Annotated in this window: 13 protein-coding genes; all 13 read right to left on the bottom strand. The window is 53.2% G+C overall.

Annotated elements, in window-relative coordinates; genetic code table 11:
* Positions 1–48: 48 nt before the first annotated feature.
* The 13 genes from HZ994_07475 to HZ994_07415 all read right to left on the bottom strand — a co-directional run bounded on the left by HZ994_07475 (position 49) and on the right by HZ994_07415 (position 12,832).
* The gene (locus HZ994_07475) at positions 49–639 is read right to left on the bottom strand and encodes a hypothetical protein (protein ID QTN32176.1); all 591 of its coding nucleotides are present in this window, start codon (positions 637–639) and stop codon (positions 49–51) included.
* Positions 640–683: 44 nt separating this feature from the next.
* Positions 684–1,673, bottom strand: coding sequence for a hypothetical protein (locus HZ994_07470; GenBank protein ID QTN32175.1), 990 nt, complete (start codon positions 1,671–1,673; stop codon positions 684–686).
* 197 nt (positions 1,674–1,870) lie between these two features.
* Positions 1,871–2,038 (bottom strand): hypothetical protein, encoded by a 168-nt coding sequence (locus tag HZ994_07465; GenBank protein ID QTN32174.1) that lies wholly within the window; start codon positions 2,036–2,038, stop codon positions 1,871–1,873.
* 74 nt (positions 2,039–2,112) lie between these two features.
* Positions 2,113–2,958 (bottom strand): hypothetical protein, encoded by an 846-nt coding sequence (locus HZ994_07460; GenBank protein ID QTN32173.1) that lies wholly within the window; start codon positions 2,956–2,958, stop codon positions 2,113–2,115.
* A 159-nt stretch (positions 2,959–3,117) separates the two neighbouring features.
* A complete protein-coding gene (locus HZ994_07455) occupies positions 3,118–4,260 on the bottom strand; it encodes a glycosyltransferase family 4 protein (protein QTN32172.1) in 1,143 nt (380 codons plus the stop codon).
* Complete coding sequence (locus HZ994_07450) at positions 4,257–5,060, bottom strand: class I SAM-dependent methyltransferase (protein QTN32171.1); 804 nt, start codon at positions 5,058–5,060, stop codon at positions 4,257–4,259. The genes HZ994_07455 and HZ994_07450 overlap by 4 nt, the downstream gene beginning before the upstream one ends.
* A gap of 34 nt (positions 5,061–5,094) precedes the next feature.
* The gene (locus tag HZ994_07445) at positions 5,095–6,123 is read right to left on the bottom strand and encodes a glycosyltransferase family 4 protein (GenBank protein QTN32170.1); all 1,029 of its coding nucleotides are present in this window, start codon (positions 6,121–6,123) and stop codon (positions 5,095–5,097) included.
* 11 nt (positions 6,124–6,134) lie between these two features.
* Positions 6,135–6,872 carry an FkbM family methyltransferase gene (locus HZ994_07440; protein ID QTN32169.1) on the bottom strand — a complete coding sequence of 246 codons (738 nt, stop codon included), beginning with the start codon at positions 6,870–6,872 and terminating at the stop codon, positions 6,135–6,137.
* Positions 6,873–6,884: 12 nt separating this feature from the next.
* A complete protein-coding gene (locus HZ994_07435; GenBank protein ID QTN32168.1) occupies positions 6,885–7,727 on the bottom strand; it encodes a methyltransferase domain-containing protein in 843 nt (280 codons plus the stop codon).
* A 26-nt stretch (positions 7,728–7,753) separates the two neighbouring features.
* The gene (locus HZ994_07430; GenBank protein QTN32167.1) at positions 7,754–8,935 is read right to left on the bottom strand and encodes a hypothetical protein; all 1,182 of its coding nucleotides are present in this window, start codon (positions 8,933–8,935) and stop codon (positions 7,754–7,756) included.
* A gap of 20 nt (positions 8,936–8,955) precedes the next feature.
* On the bottom strand, positions 8,956–9,705 hold the full coding sequence (locus tag HZ994_07425) for an FkbM family methyltransferase (protein QTN32166.1): 750 nt from the start codon (positions 9,703–9,705) through the stop codon (positions 8,956–8,958).
* Positions 9,702–11,216, bottom strand: coding sequence for an oligosaccharide flippase family protein (locus tag HZ994_07420; GenBank protein QTN32165.1), 1,515 nt, complete (start codon positions 11,214–11,216; stop codon positions 9,702–9,704). Before HZ994_07420 ends, HZ994_07425 begins: the two co-directional genes overlap by 4 nt.
* Positions 11,217–11,266: 50 nt before the next feature.
* On the bottom strand, positions 11,267–12,832 hold the full coding sequence (locus tag HZ994_07415) for a hypothetical protein (GenBank protein QTN32164.1): 1,566 nt from the start codon (positions 12,830–12,832) through the stop codon (positions 11,267–11,269).
* Positions 12,833–13,012: the final 180 nt, after the last annotated feature.

The following is a 13,012-nucleotide window of genomic DNA, read 5'->3' as shown; positions in this document are numbered from 1 at the left end:
GAAGGTTAGATAGGGGGCGACTTTGAAAATCAGGCGGTTGGAGCGCCCCTATCTGATCCGCTGATGTTCCTCCATCCGCCGGATCACATCGGCGATGACCTGTTCAAGTGGACGGGAGGCGTCGATCACGAGTATCCTCGGGTTCCTGCGGGCGAGTTCCAGATACCTGGCACGGCTTTCGTTCAGAGTCGCCAGCCCCACCTCCTGCTTCCTGGAAAGCAGAACCTCGGCGGATGCGTCGAGGTAGAAGACCAGATCCGGCTGGGGCATGCAGGCGGAGGCCAGCCTCGCCAACCCCAGGGGGGCGCCGTAGCGGTAGCGGAGCGGATCGACGGTTAGGTCGGCGTGGTAGCGGTCGAACATCAGGATCCCGTCCCCCGCTTGGGAACGGAGACCTCCCCACCAACCCGCCCACCATCGGATACCCAGGTAGCCCAACTTCGCCAGGGAAGGGATGTAGCCTCGCGGCGGCTTGCCGTGGGGATCATCTGCGTTGCCGCGTCCCTTCCCCCCGCGCCCGCTTTTCGGAGCCCAATGCCCCCTGCTCACCCGGGATCCTACCGCAGCAAGGTGACTTTGCAGCCCCTCCAGCACGCTGGATTTCCCGCAACCGTCGCAGCCAAGGAACGCGATGAACATGATTGGGATCGTGGGAGTGGGTCACTAAGGGGGCGCAGGCGACCCTAACTCAGGGTGAGGCGATCATGAAGAAAGGCAGCAAGTGCCTGCTCCTGAACCGAGCTCTCTTGGATTGGATCAACCCGATGCAAGCAGCGGGCGGGGATCAGATGGGTTCCCATCTTTCCGATCTCGGGCAATATGATCATCGAGGTGCAAACAAGATCCTTGAATAGCAGTATCCGCCAGCGGGGCGCCCGAATGCATCGGCGGAAGTACAGGTGACCGAAGACCTCCTCAAGGCGGGTCGCCGTCATCCCGTATTGGTCTGTCCCGGCGATTACGACCAGTCCCGTCGGTTCCAGGATGCGCGCAAAGATGCGCTTGATCCCGGCTTTGGAAAAAATGGATGGGCGGGCATTGCATTGGGAGTGAAAAGCTGTGAGCGCCGCGTTGACCCCCGCGGGATCCCACGACGTGAGGGCATGCCCCCATTCGTCCCTCAGCCACATCTCGCATTGCGCCCGGCATTCCTCCGGATATCGGGCGAATTCGGCCGCGCACGCAATCGTATCCTTGCCCTTCGCCGCGGCCTTGGCGAAGCGGTAGCGGAGCTCAGTGGCGGTGGCGAGGCGGTAGCCTCCCCATCCTAGGCGTTCCCGCCCCGCGAGCAGTTCCTCCGCTTCCATAAACAGCGTCCCATTGCGCTGGTAATCGGAACAGGCGTCCAAGGCCACGGCGCAGGCAGGATCGTCGATCGCAGAGCATACGAAAAACGAGGCAGTTGTTTCGTGCCGGAGAATCTGGCAAAGCCTCCAGCCGCGTCCGGCGCAGTAAGCTTGGATCAGCGCGGGCAGTCTCAGAAAATCGATATCACTCACCGCAAAATCCACATCGCTTAGTTCTTCCTCGAAACCGTTCTCTCCTCCGTGGAGCACGGCGGAGCGCACGCCTTCGCCCTCCAGATAGGTGAAGAATCCTCGTGCAAATGCGGCGGTTCTTTTGTGGAGGCGAGTCACGGTTGGTCTGAGGTGGCGAGGTTTCGCTGAGGCCACGGGATAGCGCCACCTTGCTGAGGCAGCTGCAAAAGGGGAAGAGAGGTAAGACCAAGACGGACTGAATGGCTTTACTTTGGCTTGTTATTTCACTTCACTTTGGCGTGCGCTCTGTTGCGAGGGCGTGTCGCCTATGAGAAGAGCATGCACAGCCTCCGGCGGCAGAAGGTGAATTGGGTGGTACGAGCCGAGACGCCCTACCGTTTTAAAATCCGGTTTGTTCCAACGACCGTCGCCCCGTCGGGCATCTTCTTGTTCACCACCGCGTTGGCTCCCACTGTATCATTATTACCGATGGTGACCGGACCAAGTATTTTAGCACCAGCACCGATGTAAACCCGGTTGCCGATCTTGGGTGCGTCCATCACGCCACTGCAGTTGTATCGAAAGGTTTTAAGGCGCAGGCGTGAATTTTTATCTGAAGCAAAAGTTGATTTATCTACTCTTGGATCACTTTGCCAAACTTGAACCGTCGACGAATGCTCTTCTCCAGCTGTCCGATTACTCGCACAGAGGAGCGCAGCATCAGTCCTGTGATTCCCTGTTTGCCAGGCGCCTCGCCGAAGCTGTGGCGGGTAACTTCCGAGGGATGCCGGGAATCAATGGAGAGTGGCTCCGTGCCTACGCTCAAGCCCACGATTTTTTCACGGAGACAGCAGAGTGTCAGCAAGGCTTGGTCGTGCCTGTGCGCCCTGAAGCCAGGCAATTCCATGAGCCCTTCACGGCTTGGATCATCGCTGATCAAAGGACGTTGAGAACAAAGATCAAGCCAGTGGGCGGCAATTTCCTGGCTCTTGGATCCAGCTCTCCAGATGGAAAAGCTCGCTTGTATGGGAATCGCTCCGTGCGCTTCTGGACGATCCATCTCCGTTGCGACAAATGCCTCGCGTTTCGTCCAGACGGAATTCAAGCCGTCCCATGGGATATACACTCCGGGCATCAGATCTTGGCCTTGTTCTTCCATCCAGCGGATGAATGGAGTAATCGGTTGATCCAGCAGCTTGAATGGATAGAGCCGCCCGACATCGCAGTAGAAAACGATGTCCCCTTGCGGCACCTCACGCAATTTTTCGGCGATGATGAATGGCTTCCATGCCCAGAAACCGGAGCCTCTTTCGGTTAAACTGATTCCCTTGCAGCGATCTTCGAATCCCGCCCCAAGAAGTTTTTTCTGAGTCCACGATGTCACAGTATCCACCACACCATTGATACGAGCCGAGGCGGCGAGGAGGATCTGGCGGTGTCGGAAGCGCGGTGTCGCGTAGGTGACGAGGTGAATTCTCATAAGATGTGGATCGTCTTGGTAGGGACGATCCCGTTGCGGTCGTCCCTGTTTCCCGCTGGATGGCGGTAAGGGCAGACAGTGGAAATGACCATGGAAATGAGGAGGATTTAGCCCCCCTCGCGTGAGAGTGGAGAATAGACGGAGGGCAGCGCCTCAGCCCTACCTGCCCAAGACTTCCTGGTAGATTTCAACATGACGGGCTGCGACGACGGCTGGGGCATATAGGCGCGCCATCTCATCGGCGGCTTCGGGTGAGCGGGGCGCTCCGGCTTTCAGCCAGCGGGCGATACCCGTCTTGATTCCGTCGATGGACTCGTAGAGTTCGGCACCAGGAATACCGGTAGCAATGTCCTTAACGCCGCCGAGGTCAGCTCCGAAAAACTTCAGACCTCGGGCGAAGGCCTCTGCAACGACGAGTCCAAAAGCTTCTTCGGACGGGAAGTGGATGAAGCCGTGCGAGCGATCCAGTAGATCAATTAGAGGCTCCGTTTCGAGCACGCCACCGTATGAGGCGTAGCCGTAGGTCTCCGCATGTGCTAAAGCCTCGCCAAAGCGGCTCCCATACGAGGTCGCTGTCGAGAAGTGACCGATGAAAATGATTTTGAACTTGTATCCTTGTTCTGCGAGTTCTCGGGCGGCTAGGAGGATATCGAGCTGGCGTTTGCGTGGGCAAACAAGGCCGATGTTGACGAGGACGGGAACTAGGTTGGTGGTTTCCGGGTCGATTCTGGCTTTGAAAAACGCGGACCGGATGGCATTGGGTACCCGCCAGGTCTTGGGCGTTCGGGGAGCCACCAGTTCTTCCGTGTAGCGTGAATTGCAAAAAACTCCGCGAGTCCGTCGCAGCGTGTGATTTTCCAGCACGGAAGCAGCTTTGCCATACCACGGGTGCCCATGGAGCCCCAACCGTTCGATCTCCGCCATGTTGCCATGGATAGTGACAACATTGGGATATCCGGAGTGGACGGCGGAAAAGGCGCAATCGCGCTCCGTCCCTTGGCCGTGCACGATATCCGGACGGATATCCCGCAGGACGGACCGGACGGACCGGACGCAGCCCTGATACAGCGTGCTCATCCATCCGGATTTCGGAACCAGCAGGGGATGATAGAAAATGTTGTCCGCCAGTTTGGGCGAGGCTGCGACAGGCTGGCGGAGGCAACTGACCACGTGCACCTCCACGCCTGGTAGTTCCGCGAATCCTGAAAGCAATGCCTCCGGAGCCATTCCGAAATAAGGTTCCGGGCGACCGTAATCCTTGAAATGCTCCCGGCTGTCAGTCGTGACCTGAACGATTCTCATGCTTGCTTTTGAAAGACGCGATTGTGTCCAACCTGGAGGATTTCTTCAAAACGCGACGCGTCGATCTCTGACGCAAGGCGTGAAGGGCCGGGGTGGCCGCCGGTTGCGAACGCGGGTGGACGATACCCGGTCGTCAAACCGGAGTCATCCAGGACAATCAAACCACCTGTCTCGACAGCTTCCGAGCAGACAGCCCAGTCTGCCTTCACGATTTCATAATCGTGGTTGCCATCGATGTAGATGATGTCCCAAGAACGTGATCGGATCAGATTGACTGCTTCATCGTCTGTCGAATAGGCTTTGAGCAGTTCAGGGCTAGGAAGGCTGAAATGATGAAAGTTTTTCAGTGTGTCTTCGAGATAATCGATGCCACGAAGGTAATCGGAAACTGAATCCCCGACACTCGAAAAGGGCGAGATTCCGTGCACTTCGCAGGAGATCCCTTCCATCTTCGTGATGAGAGAAACCAGGCTGATGGTCTGTCCTCGGTAGATCCCGATTTCGAGAAAGTTCTGGGGTTTGAAACGCCGGATCAGGTTCCACCACATGACGTGGAACGCGTCTTCTCCATAGCCCCGCTGATTCTCTTGAAAATATTGACGGTGCTTCCTGAGTTCCGCAGGCAAGGAACGATGAAACTCACGAAACGATGTCTCATAATAAGCCGTTGGATTTTTTACGGCGAATTTGAAATCGCTCGTGTAATTCGTTTCTCCCGGTGCTACCTTCAACAGTTGGCGCCTTGATTTATCAGATTTTGCACGTAGCCAAAAACCCTTGAGATTTTTAAGAATTTTCATTGATGTAGTAACATTTCATTTAATCAGATAGGGGTTAACTGAGAACCTTATCGTAAAATTTTTCATAATTATCGACCATAGTTTCAGGAGAGAAGAGGTTTTCCGCTGTTTTGCGACAGGCTTGTCGTGAAAGGATTCCAATACTTTTGACTGCTTGAATCATCTCCTCGGTTGAATTGCAGCAGACTCCTGTAACTCCATCTTCTACGATTTCTGGCACAGCACCTCGAGCGATAGCAATGACAGGAGTACCACACGCAAGAGCCTCCACCATGACAAGGCCGAATGGTTCGTCCCACTCGATGGGCATAAGAAATGCAGCAGCCTCACCCAAGAGTTTATTTTTTTCAGCTGCGCCTACCGGCCCGATATAGGTGATCTGCTCTGATAGATGGGGTTCGACCTTTTCCATGAAAAATCGGTCAATGTCTGGGTTTGTCGAGCGATTGCCGGCTATGACAAGTTTCCGTCCGCATTCTTTCGCAATACGGATTGCGGTGTGGGTTCCTTTGATTTCTTCGATTCGCCCGAGGAAAACGAGCGGAGCATCCGGTTTAACTCCGCCTTGAAATGTGAACTCGGTGACTTTGATTGCATTGTGGATGGCTGTAGTCGGGGCTATGTGTTCCAGAGCTGGAACCATGTGCTTGCCAACTGTCGTGAACCAAAGATTCCGTCTCGGAATAAAGCGAAGCCTCTTGGCAAAGGGCTCTCGATCCGGTAGAGCATGGAAAGTCTGGATGATTTTTTGGGAAAGTGGCCACATCAGGGCGGTGAGGTCGAAATGCGCGGACGTGTGAACGATGTCGTATCGATGCCGGATGCTGTGCACAAGCAGTTTGACAGCGTTGACTGACCTACCCTTGCTGGTTAGTTCCAACGATGGGAGTGGAAGGATTTTGACTCTGCAGGTAGATTCTGGATGGCAGGCAAGTGTCACGTCCCATCCTCTTTTCGCAAGTCCCTCGGCGAGGATATCCACAATGCGCTCGACGCCTCCGTAGGTGGGCGGAGGAACTCGTAGATACGGATCTGCTACCAAAAGGATTGATTTGCCAGCCATTTTTGAATTTTCTAATCGCACCAAACACGGCGCCCTAAAAGATTGGAATCTTGCTTTACAAAGATCACGTCCATTTGGCAGAGCGCGCCGTCCAGCGGGCGGCGCAGAAGGCTGCAAACATCGTACACTCTAAATCCATTTTTACTCATAAAGTCAATAACATCGGCAAATGCGGGATTATTCTGATAGACTTCGATGATTGAAACCTCCATAAGTATCGCCGTGGCGGCGGCAATGGCGCTCGCACCTCCCCTTAGCACTTCAAGTTCAAAACCTTGGACATCAAGTTTAATGAGATCTGGTCTAGGGAACTTTCCCTCTAGAATTATTGAATCCAATGTTCGCATTGTCGATTCAACTTTGCGGGTTGGAGTACCGGCATTATCCTGAAGCATAGAGGAGGCCGTGGGTGAATTTTCATATTCATGAAAAACCACCTTTTCGCCATCGGACGATCCCATTACTGCAATCCGGTAGTCGATTTTACCTTCAGCTTCTTGCTTGATCCTTTCGAGAACCGAGCGTTTGCCTTCTTGGGCTTCCAGCATCAAAATTGTCGCTTCGGGAAACTCTGAGTGCGCAAGTGCGGCCCATCCCCCGTTAAACGCGCCGATATCCAGGATGAACTTTGGGTCAAACCCCAGTTTGGTCATGTTACGAAAACTCCACTCCATCGAGGGGATTTCGTAATTCTGTCGGATAGCGTTACCGAATAACTTGTCAATAAATCGGAGTATTTTTTTGCGCATAGTTATGGTTGTTTATTGATTTTTTATTCCTACGTATATACCCGTATTATTGCATATTCTCTTGCAAAGGAGATGTCGAACAGGAAATTTTCCGATTTCACTGCAGGCGAGGTAATCCTTGGTCACCAATTCTGTTAGTCCGCCTTTAGATGTTATTTGTCTGATAGCTTCCCATTCGATGTGATCATGAGCAAATATATGAATGTCGCCCTCATCAGGCAAATCGTCCATGTTTCTGGGTTCCGAGACTTCAGGAGGCAGTTTCCCCGCCAGACGTTTCGCCAGACGGGGAATACCAAACCAAGGCCGTTGCAGTAAGCGATAGAGGCGAAGTCCTAGTGGTGAAGACCACGAATCGGTGCTGGCTTCGTGGTCAATGTAAAGAACACCGCCGTGATCAAGCACTCTGACCAACTCCCGCACAGCTGTTTCGTAGTCAGGAACATGGTGGAGGACGGAATACGTCGCGATGAAACCGAAATGATTGTCGGGAAATGGAAGGGGAAACTCCCCGGTCATTGTTTTCGTGATTAGTCCGCCACCCGCCAAAGCATCAGGGAAGCGACGCCGTACGAGTTCGCACATTCCTCCGGACACATCAGCGGCGCAGACTTCGCGCCCTGAACCAAGGAGTTTTGAAGTTAGGTTGCCGGTTCCGCAACCGAAGTCGAGGATGCGTGGATTATCTGTACGTCGCTCGGCAATAGCCTTGTCGAGTTCCTTCCGTAACCGGCGTTGTTCCGTGGGGTTAAAAATCTCTATGTGGCGGGCGTCATAAGACTGATCGCCTTCAACTTCGGCGATCTGGTCGTGCTTACGGGTGTTGTAATCGATCAATTTCTGCTGACTTTGCATTTTATAAAGTTTATGGGTGATTGTTTCTACAATGTTGAATTTTGGATAGGGATTGGATCGAATAACTTACCAAGACGAATTGCCGTTCCTTCATACGAGTACCGCACCATAGTGGATTGGGAAATTCCACCACAAGTTTTAAAGATTTCCCGGGATGCCTCGCGTATCGCTTGGCTCAAACCTTCTACTGTATCTGTTTGCAGATAGATCGCGGAATTTTCCAGGACGTCCTCCACCCCGCCCGCCCGGGTAGATATGATCCGTATCCCCGCATTTAGGTAGTCAAAGGTTTTCGAGGGATAAGTCACGTTGGATATGGGATTCGTGGCATTCTGGAGATTGAGGCCGTAGTGACTGATCTTTCGGATCTTTGTAAGTTCTTTCTGGGACACTGAGCCGTGAAAATGAATGATGCCCGGATGTCGGATTTGGAGGGAATGAAACCGATCCACGAAGTGACCCTGGCCGGTGATGTGAAACTGTGAACCGGCGGGAAACTCTCCGGTTTCAAGATAGTCGAGAAGGAGGGGGATTCCCCGCTCGTAGTCCAGCGATCCCGAGTAGAGGAAACAGATAGGCTGCCCTAAAGGCGGTGGCGGATTCAGTTCAATTCCGGTTTTCAGGATACCCGGGACACAGACTTTCGGAATGTCATCAGGCAAGCGCCCGCCCAAGGTCGGAGTTGCGAGAATCGCGCCTTCTACGAGCGGGCGTCCCAGCCACTCGGCCAAGCCGCTTATGCATCTCCAAATTCCTTTGTCGATGAGATGTTTGCCGTCTTCATATTCCAAGATTATCCGATTTTTTCTTCCTAGAAAACGACAGTAATAAACTGCAATGATGTAGATCAGCTCGTAATTATCGATGACCAGAGCATCCCCCGTACGGGTGTGTCGAGCCACGTGGCGGGCATAATGGAAAAAATCGACAAAGAATCGAATTTTCCGAAGCCCCGCTCCTTTCGAGAAGATTTGGGTTTGCGATCCGAATTGACTGGTTGTTTCGGGCGAGGCTTCGGCTCTCCCTCTGCCGCGTGGGTGAGGGCTGAGGAGAACCACCGGTTTGCCCACAGCCTCTTCGATCGCCTGATAGAGAATGATTCGTTTTCCAGCGCTTGTGCAGATGACTGGATTATCGTGCCGAGTTTTTCGGTAGTGATCGTCATAAGCTCCGGAGAGAATTACGACAGTTTGCGAAGGGGCTGGCATAGGATCCTTGAGCTGGTTTTTCAGCTTGGGTTTGCTCCAATCGGTCTCTCGAAGATCGCGTCACAATAGGTGCACACGTGATCACGATTCCGCGACATGTTGTAGAATCCGATGAGTCGATAGCCGAACGAATCGAGATATCTTAGGAGTTCGTGAAACCTCCCTTGCCCGTCGTATTCCTGATCAAAGATCACTTCACAGGTAATCAGCCCCACCTGATGTGAGGAAATCATTTTTTCGCCGCCCTGAAGCACCATCAGGTCGTAACCCTGACAGTCCGTTTTCAGCAGGTCGATCCACCCGATGTTCTCACGAGCGCAGATCTCATCCAGAGTTTCCACCGAAACTTGGATTACTTCCTGGGTTTTTGTGTAGTCGGCATAATCGCTTTCCAGGGATTCGGCACTAGTTGGGAGCAGGGAGTTAGTCATTGAGGCGCTGTTGCGGTGAAATTCCGCCTGCGCTGCTGCGGAACCCAGGGCAAGTTCATGGATTTTGACTTTTTCAAGGTTAGAGGCACAATTTTTCAGGATTTCCTGAGATTCCGGATCCGGTTCGAAACAATGGATCATCGCATCGGGAAAGCTTTTGCGGCAGGCGATTAGGGTTTCTCCATGATGTGCCCCGACATCCATGATGATCGATTTCTCGGATGGCTGGCGTCGCATGAGTAGCGCGAGATCGTTCCAGTAGTTATCACCGAAGTGCTTCGTTGATCTAATTTGATAATCGAATGAAGATAGCGCGGATTGAATTAGTTTATTTATCATTTTTTCGGTAGGAAGCTACGGATTTTTTGAAGAATCAGGGCAAGGTCGATCCCTGATTCCTTCTGGATCAGGATCAGCAGGTGTGCAGAGTAGGCGGTAATGACGAGTGCGCAGATAGTAATACCATGCCAGCCCGGTATGAGAAGTGAAACGGAGAGGCAAACACCAAGAACGATGGCGGATTCCAAGAGCAGGGCAGAAGTGTGCAAAGTCCAGTGAACACCTCGCCTGTGCATTATAATCACAACACCGAATAGATACAACAAGTTCGTGGCAAGCAGGGCGATACCGATGCCGATCACACCGAAGACCTGGAGGAGGAGAAAAGAGGAAGTGATCATGACTGCACCCATCGCCAGCTCGCTGATCATGATGACCCGTGGACTGCTGGTGGCGAACAGGGTGTATCCGAGCGGGCATGACGCAAAGCGAACGGCCATGGCCGCAAGCATCCAGCGCATAATCTCAGCACCCTCCACGAATTCATTGCTGTAGAGCAATTGCAGAACAATCGGGGCAAGTGCTAGCAGCCCCAACGTGGCTGGCATGCCTACCGACATGGCAAGCACGGTTTGCTGGTTGAGCAGGCGCTTCAAATGGCTGCGGTCGCGTGCAGCCTGAACGAGGGCGGGGTAGAATTCCGTTGCCATGGCGGAGACCAGGATGCCGATGTAGAGGTTCGACATGGTTGCGGCGGCTCCGTACAAACCTACCTGGTGAGAGCCTTCTGCCGTGCCGTAGTATCGGGTGATGAAGAAAAGGTTTAGCCAACCGGACGCGGTCAGCCAGATTCCATTCACGGCGAACCCGGAACCGAGTTTGAGCAAATCAACCGAGTGGTGGGCGGTCACCGGCTCCAGAGGCGGGGAAACGACAGGACGGTAGCGCTTGAGGAAAGAATGGTGAACAATCAGGGAGACAACAGCCAAGGGAAGGAGTGCAGCGACTCCCCCTGCGACTCCCATCAGGGAGACCAGAATGATATTCAGTATTGCACCGACGAACGATGCGATGATCTGGCAGAGTGCGAGATCCCGTGACTTCCGCAAGCCTTGTAAGAAAGCCAACTCGACACCTAGCAGCGGGGTGAAGATCAGGGACAATGCTCCAAAGCCGTACCACCAGAATTTTCCCTGGTCGCCCAGTATAGTGTGGCTGAGAAAAGGCGATGCGGCAGCGAGTGCCAGACACGCGGCAAAGCCTGCGATGAGCGCGGTACGGGCGGAAATCCGAAAAGTCCTGTCCAGCAGGCGGGGGTCGTCACTTCCGGATGCCTCGGCAACCCTGCGGGTGGTTGCGCTATCTAGGCCGCATGCAAAAAACACCCGGGCGAGATCCGTGGATGAGGTCACAAGATTGACCAGTCCTATTCCCGAAGGGCCGAGCAAACTTGCCACGATCTTGGTGCGGACGATAGAGATCAGGATGGTGATCACCTTTGCTCCTGCGAGCGTGGACGTCGACTTGAGCATCCCGTTGTAGGATGCCCGGTCTTGGGAAGGCTTTTCCACAGGTTCTTATGGATAAATGCACCGGACTAGCCAAACCTTAATGGAAAGGGTCACGATTCGCGATGCTCAGGATGGCTGGAAAGCCTTCCGTTATGACCTTCATCGCCGCCAACCTGGCTCCCGGATGCTCCGACAAGGGGCAGATTACTTTGAAGAATCCGCAGCATTGCGATCGTGCCCAATGTGGTCGATGCGACCTGCACAAATGTAAGGGCACTGAACGGAAGCCAGATGGGAGCAATGATGGCGGGGATACCAAAGAACAAGCAGGTCGAGAAATGGTCTGTGTTTCTATAGCGCTTGATCAAGCGGTTGGCGTGGACTGCCGTACGTAACATCGCTATGAAAAAGATGAAGAAGCCGACGTATCCAACGGTGCGAACCGAGCTGACGAAAACGCTATGGTAGTTTCCTGCAGCCAGCACGCCTTCCCGATATGCGTCAAATCCAGACATACCTCCCCTGGTTCTTGTCGCCTCGGTGAGAGAGGCTTGGTAGGACAGTTCCTGAGCCGTGAAGCCTAGACCATCACCAAACATCTTGTTTTGGATCCAGCGTTCCGAGGTAAGCGCCTCCTGCCACATTTCTACGCGCCAATCGGTAGAGCCCTCCGCGTCGTCCAAATATCGTTGTTCCCAGGTGCCGGGCAGGAAGGCGAGTGAACGCTGGATATTCGGTGGTAGGGGGGTCAGAACATTGACGAGCGCAAGCAGCACTAAGCCCGCAGCCCCGACCATTGCAGCGATGAAAAGCTGAATGAACCCACCCCGGTAGTAAATGCCAATGGCGTAAGTGAGACCAACTAGGGCAATGGCACTCCGGAATCCGCTCAATCCTGCGAAGGCCAGGGTAAGCAGAATCAACGGAGCCCATACAGGATGAAAACTGGATAAAAGAGGTGCGCGGAATGCTGAAATCCAAAGTGCAATATTTGTTCCAGCTTCCATTAGAAATCCGCGCCGCGTCGCACTACCTGCGTCGATGGCAGCACCTGTATTCGATCCTCCGCTCGAAAGCGGGTCGAAATTTGTCCCGCTCCAATAACCTAGAGTAGGAAACAATCTACCAGCAACTGAAATTCCGAAATTACTAAGGCCTCCCAAAATTGACAATCGGATTGCGGTTCGAACATCGCCTTCCGGCATTCGCAGTCCGACAAGAATCATGGTGGACACAATCGTGATTGCAAAAATAAAGTATGGTTTCGCCCCCACCGTATCTCCACCGAATAGTGACAAGCCAACAGGATTCCTGAGGTAAACCTGCGCTATGAGAAGCACGGTTATCAAGACCCAAACCTCAAGTTCTGTCACAACCAGCCTATATGGCAATTTGCGGATCAGAAGAAGCATCACAGAGAATCCGATGACCAGAATCTGTGCTATGAACAGAGTATTCGGTTGTGATGGGATAGAAAGGTTAAGGTTCAAAGATCCTAGAAGGGGGATGAGAAGCCAGATTTTCCGGCCTAGCAGCAAGCAGACAGTAAGTGTGCTTGCTCCCAGTACCCAAGCGATTGCCTCGAACTGTGCGGTGGCTGCAGCGATACCTAGATACACCGCCGCAAACGCCGCTATAATGAGAACGATAAATAGCTTGATTTTGTTTGAGTCCATATATGAGAAGAAAAATTTTAAACTTTAAAGTTGAAATCCGAAACTGTAAGGGAAGAATATCGGAATGTCTAAAAGTCGAAAGTCGAAAGTCTGAGTGCCAGGGGCTTAGGAGGAAGGGAACGCCAAGGGTCCAAGTTCGCCAAGCGAGGTTTCAGGGGGGAGCATTTGGGAATATACGCT

The sequence above is a fragment of the Akkermansiaceae bacterium genome (assembly GCA_017798145.1).
Lineage (GTDB): Bacteria > Verrucomicrobiota > Verrucomicrobiia > Verrucomicrobiales > Akkermansiaceae > Luteolibacter.
Note: the sequence above shows the minus strand (reverse complement) of the source record. Positions and strands in the feature narration are given on the sequence as shown.

Coding starts and splice junctions, on each gene's coding strand:
- HZ994_07460 (QTN32173.1), bottom strand. CDS start 2,958: ATGAGAATTCACCTCGTCACCTACGCGACACCGCGCTTCCGACACCGC.
- HZ994_07455 (QTN32172.1), bottom strand. CDS start 4,260: ATGAGAATCGTTCAGGTCACGACTGACAGCCGGGAGCATTTCAAGGAT.
- HZ994_07430 (QTN32167.1), bottom strand. CDS start 8,935: ATGCCAGCCCCTTCGCAAACTGTCGTAATTCTCTCCGGAGCTTATGAC.
- HZ994_07465 (QTN32174.1), bottom strand. CDS start 2,038: ATGGACGCACCCAAGATCGGCAACCGGGTTTACATCGGTGCTGGTGCT.
- HZ994_07450 (QTN32171.1), bottom strand. CDS start 5,060: ATGAAAATTCTTAAAAATCTCAAGGGTTTTTGGCTACGTGCAAAATCT.
- HZ994_07415 (QTN32164.1), bottom strand. CDS start 12,832: ATGGACTCAAACAAAATCAAGCTATTTATCGTTCTCATTATAGCGGCG.
- HZ994_07440 (QTN32169.1), bottom strand. CDS start 6,872: ATGCGCAAAAAAATACTCCGATTTATTGACAAGTTATTCGGTAACGCT.
- HZ994_07445 (QTN32170.1), bottom strand. CDS start 6,123: ATGGCTGGCAAATCAATCCTTTTGGTAGCAGATCCGTATCTACGAGTT.
- HZ994_07435 (QTN32168.1), bottom strand. CDS start 7,727: ATGCAAAGTCAGCAGAAATTGATCGATTACAACACCCGTAAGCACGAC.
- HZ994_07475 (QTN32176.1), bottom strand. CDS start 639: ATGTTCATCGCGTTCCTTGGCTGCGACGGTTGCGGGAAATCCAGCGTG.
- HZ994_07425 (QTN32166.1), bottom strand. CDS start 9,705: ATGATAAATAAACTAATTCAATCCGCGCTATCTTCATTCGATTATCAA.